This window comes from Cupriavidus sp. GW821-FHT07C08 (assembly GCF_059419025.1).
The window spans coordinates 440703-457626 of the sequence record NZ_JBWKQZ010000001.1 but is presented as its reverse complement, the minus strand read 5'-3'; the positions used below and the strand labels follow the sequence as shown (position 1 = coordinate 457626).

The window sequence follows — 16924 nt, the reverse complement described above, 5'->3', positions numbered from 1 at the left end:
GCCAGATGCGCCGTTCCGCGCCATCCGCCGAGTGGCACACTTCTCGCGTTGCCAAAGGGTTGAGTTTCCCTACAAGGCGCTGCGCTGACGCAGCCCCATCCCCAAGGAGCCCTTCAATGACCGACAAGTCTTTCCTCTCGGACGTCAAGACATTGCGCGAGCGCGCCCGCAAGCACATCGACGATGGCGCCGTGACCGCGGGCTATGCAGCAGATCGCGGTACCGTGCTGAAGCTGCTCAACGATGCGCTGGCCACTGAAATCGTCTGCGTGCTGCGTTATCGCCGACACTACTACATGGCCAAGGGGCCCAACTCGAAGAGTGTGGCCGATGAATTCCTGGCCCATTCCAATGAAGAGCAAGGCCATGCCGACCAGATTGCCGAGCGCATCGTCCAGTTGGGCGGCGAGCCCGACTTTGCCCCGGACGGCCTCACCAGCCGATCGCACGCAGAATATGTGGCGGGCACCTCGCTGACCGAAATGATCAAGGAAGACCTGGTGGCCGAGCGTATCGCCATCGACAGCTACCGGGAGATCATCCGGTTCCTGGGCGAGCGCGACCCGACCTCGCGCCGGATGATGGAGGGCATCCTCGCCGTCGAAGAGGAGCATGCCGACGAGATGGCCGACCTGCTGAGCCGGCAGTCCGGCGGCTGACCGGATCGCCACGCACTTGATATTGGTCAAGCCGCGCCAGCGGCCTGCCCGATAAGATTCGTCCTGTCATGGAGATGCGGGGGCGCTCTTCATGACTTGTCTACCCGTTTCCAGAATGGAAACTTCGCCCGCACCGGCTTGCCAGTGCGGGCGTTTTCTTTTGTGCGTGCCGATTGCGGCACCTGCGTGCGCTACCTGCGCCCGCCACGCCTGCGCCCGCCGGCATGCCCATATTTCTGTCCGATCTTATGCAAAAAACAGCGAAGGATCGGCGAAACCATTCGTTCCGTTCAGATAGGCCCCTCGGTAGTCTTGCTCCTGACACAAGTCCGCCACCCAAGGCGGACAAGGCAAGAGGCGCCTCGCGCCCATTCACGACACTGACGGGAGCAACACAAGATGATCCGCAAACTGGCCATCAGCCTGGCCGTACTTGGCGCCCTGAGCGCGGCGCAGACCGCCACGGCCGCCAACCTGCTGAACGTTTCCTACGATCCGACGCGCGAGCTGTATGTCGACGTCAATGCCGCCTTTGCCAAGGCCTGGAAGGCGCAAGGCGGCGACGCCGTGACCGTGCGCCAGTCGCACGGCGGCTCGGGCAAGCAGGCGCGCTCGGTGATCGACGGGCTGGACGCCGATGTTGTCACGCTGGCGCTGGGCTATGACATCGACGCCATCGCGGACAAGGGCCTGATCAAGCCGGACTGGCAGAAGCGCCTGCCGCACAACGCCTCGCCGTACACCTCGACCATCGTGTTCCTGGTGCGCAAGGGCAACCCCAAGGGCATCAAGGACTGGGGCGACCTGGTCAAGCCGGGCGTGCAGGTGATCACGCCCAACCCCAAGACCAGCGGCGGCGCGCGTTGGAACTACCTGGCGGCGTGGGGCTATGCGCAGCGCCAGCCGGGCGGCAATGACGTCAAGGCGCGCGAGTTTGTCGGCGAGTTGCTCAAGCATGTGCCGGTGCTGGATTCCGGCGCGCGCGGCGCCACCACCACCTTTGTCGAGCGCGGCCTGGGCGATGTGCTGATCGCGTGGGAGAACGAAGCCATCCTGGCGATCAAGGAGCTGGGCCCGGACAAGTTCGATATCGTCGCTCCGTCGGTGTCGATCCTGGCCGAGCCGCCGGTGGCCGTGGTCGACAAGGTGGTCGACAAGAAGGGCACGCGCAAGGCAGCCGAGGCCTACCTGCAGTTCCTGTACACCGATGAGGGCCAGGAGATCGCGGCCAAGAACTACTACCGCCCGATCTCGCAGAAGGTGGCGGCCAAGTACGCGGCCAACTTCCCGAAGGTAAAGCTGTTCACCATCGATGAAGCCTTCGGCGGCTGGCAGAAAGCCCAGAAGACCCACTTTGCCGATGGCGGCACGTTCGACCAGATCTACCAGCCCGGCAAGAAATAAACCATGAGGCCGGCGCGCCGGGCCGCGTGGGGCGGCCGCGGCGCCGACCGGTCCATCAGAAGAAGGAAGCCCGATGTCCATCCTGACGCTCTCCGGCAGCCCGTCGGTCCAGTCCCGCTCCGGCCTTGTGCTGGCGCACCTGCGTGCCACGCTCGAGGCTGCCGGCGAACGCACCCGCCACCTCGACCTGCGCGAACTGCCCGCGGGCCCGCTGCTGGCGGCACGCGTGGACGACCCCGTCATCGCCGCCGCCACGCATGCCGTGTCCGAGGCGCAGGTGGTGGTACTGGCCACGCCGGTCTACAAGGCCGCCTACAGCGGCCTGCTCAAGGCCTTCCTGGACCTGCTGCCGCAGACCGGCCTGCGCGACAAGATCGTGCTGCCGATTGCCACCGGCGGCAGCCTGGCCCATGCGCTGGCGATCGACTATGCGCTGCGCCCGGTGCTGTCCGCGCTGGGCTCGCGCCAGATCCTGCCCGGCATCTTTGCCGTGGACCAGCAGATCGAATCCTTTGAAACCGCCGGCGTGCGCCAGGCGCGCTTCGATGCCGCGCTGTCGGCACGCCTGGACGAGGGCGTGCTGCGCGTGCGCGATGCGCTGGCGCATTCGCGCATCGAGGTGCCGCTCGATGTGGTGCCCGGCGCCTTGGTCCAGCGCGCTGCCGCGAGCGCGGTGGCCGAGCCATGTTCCGCCTGAACTGAACTGGCGCCGGCCTGCCCGGCGCAACGGCAGCGACGCCATGCCAACCCGCCACGCGGGGTCGGCAGGGATGCGTGCTGCCGCCACCATCCTGGACATCAATCCGGCCAGCAGGGCATTGCCCCGGGCCATGGAGGACATCGCATGACACTGACCAACCCGTTGCGCGCGGCCAGCCAGCGCCGCCGCCTGATTACCGCCGCGCTGGTGCTTGCCACCGGCCTGGTCTACGGACTACTGCCCGGCCATGCCGAGGCGCAGTCGAAGAACATCGACCCCAAGGTGCTGCGCATCGGCTACCAGAAGTACGGCACGCTGACGCTGCTGAAGGCGCGCGGCTCGCTGGAAAAACGCCTGGCGCCGCAAGGCATCACCGTCAAATGGACCGAGTTCCCCGCGGGGCCGCAACTGCTTGAGGGGCTGAACGTCGGCGCCGTTGATTTCGGCACCGTCGGCGAGGCGCCGCCGATCTTTGCGCAGGCCGCGGGCGCGCAGCTGGTCTACGTCGGCAATGAGCCGCCGGCGCCGGTGGCCGAGGCCATCGTCGTGCCCAAGGGCTCGGCGATCCGTTCGGTGGCGGAACTGCGCGGCAAGCGCGTGGCGCTGAACAAGGGCTCGAACGTGCATTACCTGCTGGTGCGCCAGCTGGAGAAGGCCGGCATCCCGTACAGCGAGATCCAGCCGGTCTACCTGCCGCCGGCGGATGCGCGTGCCGCCTTCGAGCGCGGCGCGGTCGATGCCTGGGTGATCTGGGACCCGTTCCTCGCCGCAGCCGAGAAGCAACTGCGCGCGCGCGTGCTCGCCGATGGCCGCGGCGCGGACGGCAAGAACGTGGTCAGCAACCACCAGTTCTACCTGGCCTCGCGCCCCTATGCACAGGCAAAGCCGGAGATCGTCAGCCTGATCCTGGACGAACTGGCCACGCTGGGCACCTGGGCGCAAACGAACCCCAAGGAGGCCACCACGGTGCTGACCGGCGAAACCGGGCTGCCGGCCGATGTGCTTGAGCTTGCCGTCTCGCGCTTCTCCTACGGCACACGCCCGGTCAGCGCCGAGGTGCTGGCCGAGCAGCAACGCATCGCCGACGCGTTCCACTCGCTCAAGCTGATCCCCAAGCCGGTCAAGGTGGCCGATGCGCGCTGGGACGTGCCGCAGCAGCAGGCGAAGCGATAGCCACCTCCATCGCCAGGAACAAAAGGACAACGACATGCAAGTATTCTGGTTCATCCCCACCCACGGCGACAGCCGCTACCTCGGCACTTCGGAAGGCGCGCGCGAGGTCAGCTTCGATTACCTGAAGCAGGTTGCCGTGGCCGCCGATACGCTGGGCTACGAAGGCGTGCTGATCCCGACCGGGCGCTCATGCGAAGACCCATGGGTGGCCGCATCGGCCCTGGCCGCTGTCACGCAGCGCCTCAAGTTCCTGGTCGCGGTGCGCCCCGGCCTGATGGCGCCGACGCTGGCCGCACGGATGGCGGCAACCTTCGACCGCATCTCCAACGGCCGGCTGCTGATCAACCTGGTCACCGGCGGCGATACCGCCGAGCTGGAAGGCGACGGCCTGTTCCTGGACCACACCGCGCGCTACGAGGCCTCGGCCGAGTTCCTGCGCATCTGGCGCCAGGTGCTGGCCGCCAGCCATGACGGCGACAAGGTGGACTTCGAGGGCAAGCACCTGAGCGTGAAGGGGGCCACCGTCCTCTATCCGCCGCTGCAGCAGCCGCATCCGCCGGTGTACTTCGGCGGTTCGTCAGCGCCGGCGCATGCGCTGGCCGGCGAACAGGTCGATACCTACCTGACCTGGGGCGAGCCGCCCGCTGACGTGGCGCAGAAGCTCGACGACGTACGCCGCCAGGCCGCGCGCCATGGCCGCACGGTGAAGTTCGGCATCCGCCTGCATGTGATCGTGCGCGAGACTGAAGCCGCCGCCTGGGCCGCGGCCGATGACCTGATCAGCCGGCTCGATGACGAGACCGTGGCGCGTGCGCAAGCCGTGTTCGCCAAGATGGATTCCGAAGGGCAGCGCCGCATGGCCGCGCTGCACGCGGGCGGCGCGCGCCGCACGCGCGAGGCGCTGGAGATCAGCCCCAACCTGTGGGCTGGCGTTGGCCTGGTGCGCGGCGGTGCCGGCACCGCGCTGGTGGGCGATCCGCACACCGTGGCCGAGCGCATGCGCGAATACGCCGAGCTGGGCATCGACACCTTCGTGCTGTCCGGCTACCCGCACCTGGAAGAGGCCTACCGCTTCGCCGAACTGGTGTTCCCGCTGCTGCCGCGCTCGGTGCGCGACAAGCTGCCGGGCAAGGTGCTGTCGGGTCCGTTCGGTGAAGTCATGGCGACAGGCATCGTGCCGCGCGCCGCGCAGAGTTGAGGGGAGGGCAACCATGAACGCTCCTCTATTGCAGCCGGCGCGCCAGGCACCTCAGGCACTGGCGCGCGCGCTGGCTCCGTGGATCGTGCCGGTGCTGCTGATCGTGGTCTGGCAACTGGCCTCGCAGAACGGCTGGCTCTCCAGCCGCGTGCTGCCGGCCCCGCTGGCCGTGGTGCAGGCCGCCTGGGAACTGGCGTGCTCGGGCGAGTTGTGGAAGCACGTAGGGGTCAGCACCTGGCGCGCGCTGGTGGGGTTTGCCATCGGCGGCGGGCTGGGCCTGCTGCTGGGTCTGCTGACCGGCACCTTCCGCACCGCGGCCACGCTGCTCGACAGCACGCTGCAGATGGTGCGCAACGTCCCGGCGCTGGCGCTGATTCCGCTGGTGATCCTGTGGTTCGGCATCGACGAGACTGCCAAGCTGTTCCTGGTGTCGCTGGGCGTGTTCTTCCCGGTCTACCTGAACACGTATCACGGCATCCGCTCGGTCGATACGGGGCTGGTGGAGATGGCGCGCAGCTACGGTTTGTCCGGCTGGCAGCTGTACCGCGAGGTCATCCTGCCCGGCGCGCTGCCGGGCATCCTGGTGGGCGTGCGTTTCGCGCTGGGGTTGATGTGGGTGGTGCTGATCGTGGCGGAGACCATCTCCGCGCAATCGGGCATCGGCTACATGACCATGAACGCGCGTGAGTTCCTGCAAACCGACGTGGTGCTGGTGGGCATCCTGCTCTATGCGCTGCTGGGCAAGCTGGCCGACTGGCTGTCGCGCGGGTTTGAGCGCTACTGGCTGCGCTGGCACCCGGGCTACGCCGCGGCCTGACCGGCCCGTCGCCCCAATCAAGCAAGGAGATCGAGATGCAGATGTATCCGGTGGAACAAGCGGCTTTGGCCGAGCTGGAAGCAGGCCTGGCGCGCCGCGAGGCGGCCCGTCCGGTGGCCGAGGTGCCGCGCACGGGGGGTGGCGTGGCGTTGCACGCGCGCCAGGTGGTCAAGCGCTATGACGGCCGCGAAGTGCTGCACAACGTGGCGCTGGACGTGGCGCCGGGAGAGTTCCTGGCGATCGTCGGGCGCAGCGGCTGCGGCAAGAGCACGCTGCTGCGGCTGGTGGCGGGGCTGGAAGCGGCCGATGGCGGCAGCATCAGCGTCGATGGTGAATCTGCGGCGAAAGGCCGCGCGCGGCACGCCGACGTGCGCGTGATGTTCCAGGACGCACGGCTGCTGCCGTGGAAGCGCGTGCTGGACAACGTCGCGCTGGGCCTGCCGCGCGCACGCCGCAGTGAAGCCGCCAATGTGCTGGCGCAGGTGGGCCTGGCCGACCGCGCGCAGGCCTGGCCGGCGCGGCTGTCCGGTGGCCAGCGCCAGCGCGTGGCCCTGGCGCGCGCGCTGGTGCACCACCCGCAGCTGTTGCTGCTGGACGAGCCGCTGGGCGCGCTGGACGCGCTCACGCGCATCGAGATGCAAGGGCTCATCGAGTCGCTGTGGCGCCGCCTTGGCTTCACGGCGCTGCTGGTCACGCACGACGTGTCCGAAGCGGTGGCGCTGGCCGACCGCATCGTGCTGATCGAAGACGGCCGCATCGCCATGGATGAGCGTGTGGCGCTGGCGCGCCCGCGCGAACGCGGCGCGGCTGGCTTTGCGCAACTGGAGGCGAAGGTGCTGCAGCGGGTGATGCGGCAAGCGCCGCAGGCGCAGGGGCAGGTACCGTCGCATGCCGGTGCGCATGCCGAACCTGGCGCCACGACCGCGCAGCTGAACGTGAGCTGGGCAACTTGACCGTGCCACCTGCGGCAATGTGCGCCGCGCATATCGACAGGCCGTAATCTTCATTCGCTCGCGCCCGCGGACCTCCTATCATGAGCAGGCAGGCCGATGCGGTGCGACAGTACAGAGGGCGCATGGAGCGCCCGTCATCACTAATCCGACCATGAGGCCGAAGGGCCCGGTCAACCGAAGGAATGCCATGCCAGGCGTGCATGAACCCGCGGGCGCAGTGCCTGCGCTCCAACGTTATCTGGAATCGCTGCCGCGCCAGCCGCTGGCTGACCGGCAATTGTGGCGCGACGCGCGCGGGCAGGTGCAGGGCCAGTTCTTCAACTGCTCGCTGACCAGCGCGTTCGAGCCACTGGTGACGCTGGCCGACCGGCAGGTGGTGGCGCATGAGGGTTCGATCCACACCTACGCAGAGGACGGCGTGGGCCTGGCGGCATGGAAGCTGTTTGCGATGGCGGCCGACGACAACACCCTGGTGTCGCTGGACCGGCTTTCGCGCCTGCTGCATGCCATCAACTACTTTGCCGCCGAGGGCGAGCACAAGCTGGTGCTGAACGTGCATAACCGGCTGCTGGCCGCGGTCACCGACGACCACGGCGCTGCCTTCCGGCGCGCATTGCAATCGCTGGGCCTGCCGCTGGAGCGCTTTGTGATCCAGGTGCCGGCCAGCGCCAATGACGACTTGGCATTGCTGTTGCATGTCGTTGGCAACTATCGGCGCAACGGTTTCGCGGTAAGCCTGCAGGCGTCGGATCCGGCGGAAGCCGGTGCGCTGATGGCGCACGCGTTGCCGGACTGGCTCAAGCTGGACATGCGCCGCACCTGGACCGACCGCCAGCTGTCGGGCCTGCGTGCCAGCGCGGCCAACGCCGGCGTAACGCTGATCGGGCGGCGCCTGCAGAACGCCGAAAGCATCGAGCGCCTGCAGGCCGCGGGCATCGGCCTGGGCCAGGGCGCCTTCGCCGGCGCGCCGGTCAGTGCGGCCGGGCTGCGCGCAGGCCTGGCGAGCGCCGCGCATGCATTGGACAAGGAGGTGGTATGACGCAAGCGAACCGGCTCTCCGGCGGTCATGGCACGCGCCTGGACATCCCGCGGCACCTGCAGGTGCTGACCGTGCCGGGGCTGCACGGCAGCGGCCCGGGACACTGGCAGAGCCGCTGGGAGCAGCGCTTCCCGGACTGGCAGCGGGTGGAGCAGCACGACTGGTCGCGCCCCAGCCTGCCGCTGTGGGCCGAGCGTGTCTCCGAAGGCGTGATGCGCGCCCAGCGCGTGGCCGCGCGCGGCGCGGTGCTGGTGGCGCACAGCTTTGGCTGCCTGGCATCGCTGCGCCAGGCGGCGCTGGATCCGGTCGGCATTGCCGGCGCATTGCTGGTGGCGCCGGCCGATCCGGACAAATTTGGCGTGGCGGCGCTGCTGCCGTCCTACCGGCTGCCGTTTCCGACCATCCTGGTAGCCAGCCGCAACGACCCCTGGATGCCGCAGCGCACCGCTTTCAGCTGGGGCACGCTGTGGGGCAGTGAACTGATCGATGCGGGCAGCCTGGGCCACATCAATGCCGATTCCGGGATGGGCGAGTGGCCTGAAGGTCTCGCGCTGCTCGATACGCTGGTCCAGCGCATCGCGCAGGCAGGCGATGCTGGCTCCATAAGTGAATCAACCACCGCCTGGGAGTCGGGCATCGAGGTGGTGTCTACCGTCCCTTATATCTAAACCGTCTAAGAAAATTCATAAAGATTCGTTCTGTTTATAAGGGCGACTCTGCAGAATCTGTCTCGTAGGCCGGCGCAATATGCGTTGGCGTCATAAAGAACGGCCCGCCGGGGCCAGCCATCAGGGTCCGGCGGCGCACCGCTCACAGACGAGACGACATGCCTCCATCCATTTCCCTGGCGGACAATCCGCCGCCAGCCGCTCCCCGCGCCCCTGACTCCGGCGCCACGCGCGCGCCACGCAGCCCGTCCAGGCAGCGCTTTACGGTGCTGCCCGGTTTCGGCCTGTCGCTGGGCTTCACGCTGTTCTATCTGACGCTGATCGTCCTGATCCCGCTGTCGGCCACGTTCCTGAAGACGTTCACGATGACGTGGGACGCGTTCTGGACCTCGGTCACGGCGCCGCGCGTGGTGGCGTCGCTGCAGCTGAGCTTTGGCGCGTCGCTGGTGGCGGCCATCGTCAATACGGTGTTCGGGCTGGCGGTGGCCTGGGTGCTGGTGCGCTACCGCTTCCCGGGCAAGCGCCTGATCGATGCGCTGGTGGACCTGCCATTCGCACTGCCCACGGCCGTGGCCGGTATCGCGCTGACGGCGCTGTTTGCCGGCAATGGCTGGATCGGCCGCTATCTTGAGCCGCTTGGCATCAAGGTCGCATTCACGCCACTGGGCGTGGTGGTGGCGCTGACCTTTATCGGCCTGCCGTTCGTGGTGCGCACGGTGCAGCCGGTGCTGGAAGACGTGGAGCAGGAGCTGGAAGAAGCCGCTGCCAGCCTCGGCGCCAACCGCCTGCAGACTTTCCAGCGCGTGATCCTGCCCGCCATCCTGCCGGCGCTGCTGACCGGGTTTGCGCTGTCGTTCGCGCGCGCCACCGGCGAGTACGGCTCGGTGGTCTTTATCTCCGGCAACATGCCGATGGTGTCCGAGATCGCGCCGCTGATGATCTATTCCAAGCTGGAGCAATACGACTACGCCGGCGCCACCGCGGTGGCAGTGGTGATGCTGGTGATCTCCTTCGGGCTGCTGCTGCTGATCAACCTGCTGCAGGCCTGGACGCGCCGCCATCAATCCGGTGTGCGCGCCGCGCTGGCACCTGAAGCGCCCGCCACGGGCAAGGAGTTCTGACATGGCCGGCGCAGTTGCGGGACGCCTGGGCGGGCAAGGCAACGCCCCGGCCCATCACAGGTTTGACGCCACCGGCGAGGCGCCGTGGGTGCGCTACACGCTGATCACGGTGGCAGTGCTGTTCCTCACGCTGTTCCTGTTCGTGCCGCTGGCCTCGGTCTTTTATGAAGCCTTGCGCAAGGGCGTGCAGACCTACTGGGAAGCGTTGATCGAGCCCGACGCACTCGCCGCGATCCAGCTCACGCTGACAGTGGCGGCGATCGCGGTGCCACTGAACGTGGTGTTCGGCGTGGCGGCGGCGTGGGCCATTGCCAAGTTCGACTTCCGCGGCAAGAACCTGCTGATCACGCTGATCGACCTGCCGTTCTCGGTGTCGCCGGTGATCTCCGGCCTGGTCTACGTGCTGCTGTTCGGCGCGCAGGGCTGGCTGGGGCCGTGGCTGGAAACGCACGACATCAAGATCATGTTCGCGGTGCCGGGCATCGTGCTGGCCACCATCTTCGTGACCTTCCCCTTTGTTGCGCGCGAGCTGATCCCGCTGATGCAGGCGCAGGGCAGTGAAGAGGAAGAGGCCGCGATCGTGCTGGGCGCCTCGGGCTGGCAGACCTTCCGCCATATCACGCTGCCCAATATCCGCTGGGGCCTGCTGTACGGCGTGATCCTGTGCAATGCGCGGGCGATGGGCGAGTTCGGCGCGGTCTCGGTGGTGTCGGGCCATATCCGCGGGCTGACCAACACCATGCCGCTGCATGTGGAGATCCTCTACAACGAGTACAACTTCGCGGCGGCCTTTGCGGTGGCCTCGCTGCTGACGCTGCTGGCGCTGGTCACGCTCGGCATCAAGACGCTGGTGGAATTCCGCGCCCGCAAGGAAACCGAAGAGGCTGCACCCGAGCGGCCGCTGGCAAGTTTGCAAGGACAAGCATCATGAGCATCCAGGTCAAGAACGTAGAGAAGCGCTTTGGCGACTTTGTCGCGCTGGACAACGTCTCGCTCGATTTCGACGAGGGCGAGCTGACCGCGCTGCTGGGGCCGTCCGGCTGCGGCAAGACCACGCTTCTGCGCATCATCGCCGGCCTGGAGCGCGCCGACGCGGGCCAGATCGTGCTGGCCGGGCGCGATGCCTCGGACCAGCATGTGCGCCAGCGCCAGGTGGGTTTCGTGTTCCAGCACTATGCGCTGTTCAAGCATATGAGCGTGTTCGAGAACGTGGCCTTCGGACTGCGTGTCAAGCCGCGTGCGGAGCGCCCGAGCGAAGCGCAGATCCGCGACAAGGTGCGTTCGCTGCTGGAACTGGTGCAACTCGACTGGCTGGCCGACCGCTACCCGTCGCAGCTCTCCGGTGGCCAGCGCCAGCGTATCGCGCTGGCGCGCGCCCTGGCGGTGGAGCCGCGCGTGCTGCTGCTGGACGAACCGTTCGGCGCGCTCGACGCCAAGGTGCGCAAGGAACTGCGCCGCTGGCTGCGCCGCCTGCACGATGAACTGCACGTGACCAGCGTGTTCGTCACCCATGACCAGGAAGAGGCGCTGGAAGTGGCCGACCAGGTGGTGCTGATGAACCGCGGCCACGTGGAGCAGTACGGCTCGCCCGAGGCCGTCTACAACCATCCGGCCACGCCCTTCGTGTTCGGCTTCCTCGGCAACGTGAACCTCTTCCACGGCCGGCTGGAAGTGGGCGAGAGCGGCGGCCTGCTGCATACCGGCGAGGCGGTGCTGCCGGTGGTCGGCAGCGGCCATGAGACCGCCGGCGACGCGGTGGCCTATGTGCGCCCCCATGACCTCGACCTGGAACGCTATTCGCCCGGCGCCGACGGCATCGCCGTGACGCTGCGCCGCGCGCTGACGCTGGGCCCGGTGGCGCAGCTAGAACTCGAACGTGAAGACAACCAGGACGTGATTGAAGTCGCGCTGCCGCTGGAGCGCTTCCGCCACGCGGGCTTCCGCGAAGGCGAGTTGCTTGCGGTACGCCCGCGCCAGCTGCGGGTGTTCACGCAGCCGCGTACCACGTCCACCCAACAAGAAAAGGCCACTCCATGAACTTCCAGCAACTCCGTTCCATCCGCGAGGCGGTGCGCCGCCAGTTCAACCTGACCGAGGTCGCCAACGCGCTCTACACCTCGCAACCTGGCGTGTCGCGCCAGATCCGCGAGCTGGAAGAAGAGCTGGGCGTGGAGATCTTCGAGCGCTACGGCAAGCGCCTGACCGGGCTGACCGAGCCGGGCCGCGAGATCGTGCGCATCGTCGAACGCCTGCTGCTGGAGGCCGAGAACCTGCGCCAGGCCGGCGACGAATACGCCGGCCGCCATACCGGCCGCCTGACCGTTGCCACCACCCACACCCAGGCACGCTATGCACTGCCGCGCGTGGTGCAGGCATTCCGCCGCGAATACCCGCATGTGACGCTGGCACTGCAGGAGGCGTCGCCGACGCATATCGTTGAGTTGCTGCTGACGGGGCAGGCCGATATCGGCATCGCCACCGAGGCGCTGGCCACCGAGGCCGGGCTGACCTCGTTCGAGGCCTACAGCTGGCAGCACGTGCTGGTGGTCTCGCCCGGCCATCCGCTCACGCGCCTGCCGGAGCCGACGCTCGAAGACGTGGCCGGCTTCCAGCTCATCACCTATGACGCCGGCTTCACCGGCCGCCGCAAGATCGACAGCGCCTTTGCCGAGGCCGGCCTGCAGCCGGAGATCGTGCTGACCGCGCTGGACGCCGACGTGATCAAGACCTACGCCGAACTGGACCTGGGCGTGGGCATCATTGCCTCGATGGCCTATGACGAGCGCAAGGATTCCGGCCTGGTGCGGATCTCGGCCGACCACCTGTTCGCGCCCAACACCACCAGCGTGGCGGTGCGGCGGGGCGCCTACCTGCGCGGCTATGCGCACGCCTTTATCAACATGTTCGCGCCACACCTGTCGCCCGACACTGTCAGCAGCGCGCTGTCCGAGCAGGAGCGCCAGGCCCTGGCGGCCTGATTCCGGCCTGGCTGTGGCCATCGCCAGGCGGCGCAGGGGGCACCCGAGCGCCGCCTGACAGCCGCCGTCCGCCCCGGCACGGTGCCGTTCGCGCCCCGTGCCCGCCGTTCGTCGCAAGAGACTTTCTTCGTGCCCGGGTGAGGGGTACATTCCTTGCACGTGCCCGCGGCTTGCTGTCCGGCGAGCGCCGCACGTGTACCGCAGCGCAACAAAGCTTGCGCGCGGCCGCCGGTCTGCAAGGGCCGGACAAGGGAGACAGAGACGATCATGCGCGACGACGAACCGCTGCTGCGCTGGCAGTGGCGCGGCTATGCCCGCAACCACCAGCATCCCCGCAACCTGCTGCTGCATATCGTGGCCGTGCCGATGTTCATGGCCGGCACCGTGCTGGGCCTCTACGGCCTGCTGCGCCTGAGCCTGCCAGCGGTGGCGCTGGGGCTGGTGTGCATGGGCATGTCGATGGCCCTGCAGGGCCGCGGGCACCGGCTGGAAGCCCACGCGCCGGAACCCTTTGCCGGTCCGGCGGACATCGCCGGCCGCATCCTGGCCGAGCAGTGGATCACATTCCCGCGCTATGTGCTGTCCGGCCAATGGTGGCGCGCGCTGGCCGGCCGGCGTGCCGGACAGGGCGGTTGAGGTGACTCCGCGCTGCCCGCCTCATCACATTCCCGCATTGCGCCAGGCTCAGTCCGCGCTAACATGAACGCCATGGACCGCTGCTTCTCCAACGTCGCCACCGCCATCCCCTCCCGGCTCAATATCCTCGGGCGCGACCTGCTGTTCGTGCTGTGCATGAACTCGGTGATCGCCATCAGCCTGAACTACGGCTTCCAGACCGGCGGCAGCCTGTGGCACAACTTTGTCTACAGCCAGCTGATCGGCCTGTCGATCTGGGTGCTGATCGACATTCCGCGCGTGGTGATCTGGTGGAACGATCGGCCGCGCCGCTGGCCCTTCCTGCTGCTGGCCGCCGCCGCGGTGCCCGCGGGCGTGGTGTTCGGCAGCTGGGCCACGCGCGTGGCGCTGGACCTGCCGCCCAAATCCGCCGACGAAGCCGGCGGCATGCTGCGCATGTGCCTGGTGGTGGGCATGCTGGCCGCGGCCTCGATGATCTATTTCTACTGGTCGCGCGAGAAGCTGGCCTCGCTCGAGCGCCAGGCCGCGCTGGACGCCCTGCAGCGCGAGGAAGCCGAAAAGCAGCTGGTGCGCGCACAACTGATGGCGCTGCAGGCGCAGATCGAACCGCATTTCCTGTTCAACTCGCTGGCCAACCTCGACGGCCTCATCGCCACCGACCCACCCGCCGCGCGCCAGCTGCTGCAGCGCCTGATCGGTTTCCTGCGCATGTCGCTGGCGCATACCCGCGCCGAGCAATGCACGCTGCGGCAGGAGTTCGAGCTGCTGCGCAGCTACCTGGACATCCAGGGCATGCGCTTCGGCCAGCGGCTCTCGTTCGACATCGACCTGCCGCGGGAACTGGCGAAGGTTGAGATCCCGCCCATGCTGATCCAGCCGCTGGTGGAAAACGCGGTCACGCACGGCATCGAGCCCTGCATGATCGGCGGCCATATCCAGCTGTCGGCGCGCGCCGCCGGCGACAATGCGGTGCAGGTCATCATCGCCGATACCGGCGTGGGCTTCGGCCATGCCTCGGGCAAGGGTTCGGGCCTGGGCATCACCCATGTGCGCGAGCGGCTGGCGCGCATCTTTGGCGCGGCGGCCTCCATGCAGATGGAAGAGAACACCCCGCGCGGCGTGGTGGTGCGGCTGACGCTGCCGCTGGAACGCCCGGCCGAAGCGCCCACCCTGACCCAGACCGTCACCAGTGTGCCGGAGGGCATGCCAGCATCGGCCCCGGCCATGCAACGGCTCTGAAGCGCACCTCGCCTGCCAGCACGCCTGACAAGAAGAACGGCTGGCGGTGCCGCTGACTGCCAGGACCCATCCACCACCCCAACGCCCCCATGACCCCGACCCTTCTGATCGCCGATGACGAAGCGCTGCTGGCGCGCGTGCTGGAATCCGAACTGAAGTCGCTGTGGCCCGAGGCCCGTATCGTTTCCGTAGTCCACGACGGCGTGGCCGCGCTGGCGGCGGCGCGCGAGTACCAGCCGCGCGTGGCCTTCCTGGATATCCGCATGCCGGGCATGAGCGGCATGGACGTGGCGCGCGAACTGATTGAATTTGACACCCCGCCGCTGGTGGTCTTCGTGACCGCTTACGATCAGTTTGCGCTGGAGGCGTTCGAGCGCGCCGCGGTGGACTATGTGCTCAAACCGGTACAGCGCGAGCGGCTTGAGGCCACGGTGCAGCGCCTGAAGGACCGCCTGGCCGGCCCCGCCGACGATGAAGACACCGAGACCGAAGCCTCGATCGCGGAGACGGACCGGCTCGGCCAGTTGCTGGCGCGCCTGGAATCGCTGGAGCACGCCACCCCGGGCCCGGGCGGTGCACCGCAGCGGCAGTACCTGCGCTTTATCAAGGCACTGGTGGGGCAGGAGGTGCGCATCATCCCCGTGGACGAAGTCATCTACCTGGAGGCCACCGACAAGTACGTCAACGTGGTTTCCGGCGCCGGCGAAGCGCTGATCCGCACCAGCCTGCGCGAGCTGACGCAGCAGCTGGACCCGGAGCGCTTCTGGCAGGTCCACCGCGGCACCGTGGTCAACATCACCTGCGTGGCCAGCGCGGTTAATCAGTCGCTGGGACGGCTGTCGCTGCGGCTGCGCGACCGCCCCGAACTGCTGCCGGTGGCGCGACAGTACGCGCACCTGTTCAAGCAGATGTAAGCGCGGTCGGCGGGAGGCGTGGCCGCCACCTGGCTGCAGAGGGCAGGGGTTTTCCTCTATGATGCGGGCTTCGGCCCGTATTTTTTTGGGCTGCCGCCTCCCGTCCTGCCGCATAGCCCCTGCCACCAGCGCCATGTCCACCGCCGCACTCGATTCCACGCGCAATCCTCTTCGTCATGATGCCCAGGTGATCGGGCTGGTTGGCCTGGCCCACGGGGTTTCCCACTTCTACCACCTGTTGCTGGCTCCGCTGTTCCCGTGGATCAAGGCGGAATTCGGCCTGAGCTATGCCGAGCTGGGCCTGCTGATGACGGTGTTCTTCGCGGTCTCGGCGGTGGTGCAGACCGCGTCCGGCTTTGTGGTCGACCGCTTCGGCGCGCGGCCGGTGCTGTTTGCCGGGCTGGCCTTCCTGGGGGCCGCGGCCTTGCTGTTGTCGACCAGTTCCGGCTACGCCGCGCTGCTTTTCGGCGCGGCCGTGGCGGGGTTGGGCAACGGCGTATTCCACCCGGCCGACTTCACGCTGCTGAACAAGCATGTGTCGCAGCCCCGGCTGGGACACGCGTTCTCGGTGCACGGCATTTCGGGCAACCTGGGCTGGGCGGCGGCGCCGCTGTTCCTGGTGGCGATCGCCAACCTGGCCAGCTGGCGCGTTGCGCTGGCGGCGGCCTCGGCGGTGGCCTTTATCGTCCTGGCCGTGCTGGTGGTGCTGCGCCATGTGCTGGACCCGCGCGAAGTGCAGGGCGCCGTGGGCCGGCCCGCGGCCAAGGCTGCGGCCGGCGTGGCCACATCCGGCGCCAGCGTGCTGGGCTTCCTGCGCCTGCCGCAGGTGTGGGTGTGCTGGGCCTTCTTCCTGCTGACCACGTTCTCCGCCGCCGGCATCCAGAGCTTTGCGCCGACCGCGCTGACCTACCTGTACGGCATGCCGTTCACGCTGGCGACCGCTTCCTACACCATCTACATGCTGTGCAGCGCGGGCGGCATGATCGTCGGCGGCTTTGCCGCCAGCCGCACCAGCAACCATGACCGGCTGATCGCGGTGAGCTTCACGGTGGCGGGGCTGGTGGCGGTGCTGGTCGGGCTGAACCTGGTGCCTGCGCTGCTGGTGCCGGTGCTGATGGGCGTGATCGGCTTTGGCGCCGGTACCGCCGGGCCGTCGCGCGACCTGCTGGTGCGCGCCGCCGCCCCCGCCGGTGCCACCGGGCGCGTCTATGGCGTGGTCTACTCGGGCCTGGATATCGGCCTGGCGTGCGGCCCGTTGTTCTTCGGTGCGCTGATGGATGCAAAGCTGCCGGCCTGGGTGTTCTTCATGATCGGCGGCTTCCAGTTGCTGTCGATCTTCACCGCGGTGACGGTGGGCAACGGCAACCGCTCGCGCCGCGGCGCGGCGGCGGGCCAGGCGGAGGCCGCCTAGCCCGGGCCGGGCCA

The 16924-nt window shown here is 68.2% G+C and carries 17 protein-coding genes; all 17 read left to right on the top strand.

Annotated elements, in window-relative coordinates:
• Window positions 1-116 precede the first annotated feature (116 nt).
• The 17 genes from AC07UK_RS02250 to AC07UK_RS02170 all read left to right on the top strand — a co-directional run bounded on the left by AC07UK_RS02250 (window position 117) and on the right by AC07UK_RS02170 (window position 16910).
• The gene (locus AC07UK_RS02250) at window positions 117-659 is read left to right on the top strand and encodes a ferritin-like domain-containing protein (protein WP_436222023.1); all 543 of its coding nucleotides are present in this window, start codon (window positions 117-119) and stop codon (window positions 657-659) included.
• A 399-nt stretch (window positions 660-1058) separates the two neighbouring features.
• On the top strand, window positions 1059-2063 hold the full coding sequence (locus AC07UK_RS02245) for a sulfate ABC transporter substrate-binding protein (RefSeq protein WP_436222022.1): 1005 nt from the start codon (window positions 1059-1061) through the stop codon (window positions 2061-2063).
• Window positions 2064-2136: 73 nt separating this feature from the next.
• The gene (ssuE, locus tag AC07UK_RS02240) at window positions 2137-2760 is read left to right on the top strand and encodes an NADPH-dependent FMN reductase (RefSeq protein WP_494685313.1); all 624 of its coding nucleotides are present in this window, start codon (window positions 2137-2139) and stop codon (window positions 2758-2760) included.
• Window positions 2761-2907: 147 nt separating this feature from the next.
• Window positions 2908-3936, top strand: a complete 1029-nt coding sequence (locus AC07UK_RS02235; protein ID WP_494685314.1) for a sulfonate ABC transporter substrate-binding protein — start codon at window positions 2908-2910, stop codon at window positions 3934-3936.
• A gap of 34 nt (window positions 3937-3970) precedes the next feature.
• A complete protein-coding gene (gene ssuD / locus AC07UK_RS02230; RefSeq protein WP_035821573.1) occupies window positions 3971-5134 on the top strand; it encodes an FMNH2-dependent alkanesulfonate monooxygenase in 1164 nt (387 codons plus the stop codon).
• A gap of 13 nt (window positions 5135-5147) precedes the next feature.
• Window positions 5148-5951: an aliphatic sulfonate ABC transporter permease SsuC gene (ssuC, locus tag AC07UK_RS02225; RefSeq protein ID WP_494685315.1), complete on the top strand. Its 804-nt coding sequence runs from the start codon at window positions 5148-5150 to the stop codon at window positions 5949-5951.
• Window positions 5952-5986: 35 nt separating this feature from the next.
• Window positions 5987-6904 carry an ATP-binding cassette domain-containing protein gene (locus AC07UK_RS02220; protein ID WP_494685316.1) on the top strand — a complete coding sequence of 306 codons (918 nt, stop codon included), beginning with the start codon at window positions 5987-5989 and terminating at the stop codon, window positions 6902-6904.
• Between the two features lie 187 nt (window positions 6905-7091).
• A complete protein-coding gene (locus AC07UK_RS02215) occupies window positions 7092-7943 on the top strand; it encodes an EAL domain-containing protein (RefSeq protein ID WP_494685317.1) in 852 nt (283 codons plus the stop codon).
• Window positions 7940-8611, top strand: coding sequence for an RBBP9/YdeN family alpha/beta hydrolase (locus tag AC07UK_RS02210; protein WP_494685318.1), 672 nt, complete (start codon window positions 7940-7942; stop codon window positions 8609-8611). Before AC07UK_RS02215 ends, AC07UK_RS02210 begins: the two co-directional genes overlap by 4 nt.
• A 158-nt stretch (window positions 8612-8769) precedes the next feature.
• On the top strand, window positions 8770-9732 hold the full coding sequence (cysT, locus tag AC07UK_RS02205; protein WP_494685319.1) for a sulfate ABC transporter permease subunit CysT: 963 nt from the start codon (window positions 8770-8772) through the stop codon (window positions 9730-9732).
• 1 nt (window position 9733) lies between these two features.
• A complete protein-coding gene (gene cysW / locus AC07UK_RS02200) occupies window positions 9734-10663 on the top strand; it encodes a sulfate ABC transporter permease subunit CysW (RefSeq protein ID WP_494685320.1) in 930 nt (309 codons plus the stop codon).
• A complete protein-coding gene (locus tag AC07UK_RS02195; RefSeq protein WP_035821548.1) occupies window positions 10660-11769 on the top strand; it encodes a sulfate/molybdate ABC transporter ATP-binding protein in 1110 nt (369 codons plus the stop codon). Before cysW ends, AC07UK_RS02195 begins: the two co-directional genes overlap by 4 nt.
• The gene (locus tag AC07UK_RS02190; protein WP_010810505.1) at window positions 11766-12710 is read left to right on the top strand and encodes a CysB family HTH-type transcriptional regulator; all 945 of its coding nucleotides are present in this window, start codon (window positions 11766-11768) and stop codon (window positions 12708-12710) included. Before AC07UK_RS02195 ends, AC07UK_RS02190 begins: the two co-directional genes overlap by 4 nt.
• A gap of 267 nt (window positions 12711-12977) precedes the next feature.
• Complete coding sequence (locus AC07UK_RS02185) at window positions 12978-13346, top strand: DUF962 domain-containing protein (protein WP_010810506.1); 369 nt, start codon at window positions 12978-12980, stop codon at window positions 13344-13346.
• A 63-nt stretch (window positions 13347-13409) separates the two neighbouring features.
• Window positions 13410-14585, top strand: a complete 1176-nt coding sequence (locus AC07UK_RS02180; protein WP_436222012.1) for a sensor histidine kinase — start codon at window positions 13410-13412, stop codon at window positions 14583-14585.
• 89 nt (window positions 14586-14674) lie between these two features.
• Complete coding sequence (locus AC07UK_RS02175) at window positions 14675-15499, top strand: LytR/AlgR family response regulator transcription factor (RefSeq protein WP_494685321.1); 825 nt, start codon at window positions 14675-14677, stop codon at window positions 15497-15499.
• A gap of 133 nt (window positions 15500-15632) precedes the next feature.
• The gene (locus tag AC07UK_RS02170) at window positions 15633-16910 is read left to right on the top strand and encodes an MFS transporter (RefSeq protein ID WP_494685322.1); all 1278 of its coding nucleotides are present in this window, start codon (window positions 15633-15635) and stop codon (window positions 16908-16910) included.
• Window positions 16911-16924 lie beyond the last annotated feature (14 nt).

Coding starts and splice junctions, on each gene's coding strand:
- AC07UK_RS02250 (WP_436222023.1), top strand. CDS start 117: ATGACCGACAAGTCTTTCCTCTCGGACGTCAAGACATTGCGCGAGCGC.
- AC07UK_RS02245 (WP_436222022.1), top strand. CDS start 1,059: ATGATCCGCAAACTGGCCATCAGCCTGGCCGTACTTGGCGCCCTGAGC.
- ssuE (WP_494685313.1), top strand. CDS start 2,137: ATGTCCATCCTGACGCTCTCCGGCAGCCCGTCGGTCCAGTCCCGCTCC.
- AC07UK_RS02235 (WP_494685314.1), top strand. CDS start 2,908: ATGACACTGACCAACCCGTTGCGCGCGGCCAGCCAGCGCCGCCGCCTG.
- ssuD (WP_035821573.1), top strand. CDS start 3,971: ATGCAAGTATTCTGGTTCATCCCCACCCACGGCGACAGCCGCTACCTC.
- ssuC (WP_494685315.1), top strand. CDS start 5,148: ATGAACGCTCCTCTATTGCAGCCGGCGCGCCAGGCACCTCAGGCACTG.
- AC07UK_RS02220 (WP_494685316.1), top strand. CDS start 5,987: ATGCAGATGTATCCGGTGGAACAAGCGGCTTTGGCCGAGCTGGAAGCA.
- AC07UK_RS02215 (WP_494685317.1), top strand. CDS start 7,092: ATGCCAGGCGTGCATGAACCCGCGGGCGCAGTGCCTGCGCTCCAACGT.
- AC07UK_RS02210 (WP_494685318.1), top strand. CDS start 7,940: ATGACGCAAGCGAACCGGCTCTCCGGCGGTCATGGCACGCGCCTGGAC.
- cysT (WP_494685319.1), top strand. CDS start 8,770: ATGCCTCCATCCATTTCCCTGGCGGACAATCCGCCGCCAGCCGCTCCC.
- cysW (WP_494685320.1), top strand. CDS start 9,734: ATGGCCGGCGCAGTTGCGGGACGCCTGGGCGGGCAAGGCAACGCCCCG.
- AC07UK_RS02195 (WP_035821548.1), top strand. CDS start 10,660: ATGAGCATCCAGGTCAAGAACGTAGAGAAGCGCTTTGGCGACTTTGTC.
- AC07UK_RS02190 (WP_010810505.1), top strand. CDS start 11,766: ATGAACTTCCAGCAACTCCGTTCCATCCGCGAGGCGGTGCGCCGCCAG.
- AC07UK_RS02185 (WP_010810506.1), top strand. CDS start 12,978: ATGCGCGACGACGAACCGCTGCTGCGCTGGCAGTGGCGCGGCTATGCC.
- AC07UK_RS02180 (WP_436222012.1), top strand. CDS start 13,410: ATGAACGCCATGGACCGCTGCTTCTCCAACGTCGCCACCGCCATCCCC.
- AC07UK_RS02175 (WP_494685321.1), top strand. CDS start 14,675: ATGACCCCGACCCTTCTGATCGCCGATGACGAAGCGCTGCTGGCGCGC.
- AC07UK_RS02170 (WP_494685322.1), top strand. CDS start 15,633: ATGTCCACCGCCGCACTCGATTCCACGCGCAATCCTCTTCGTCATGAT.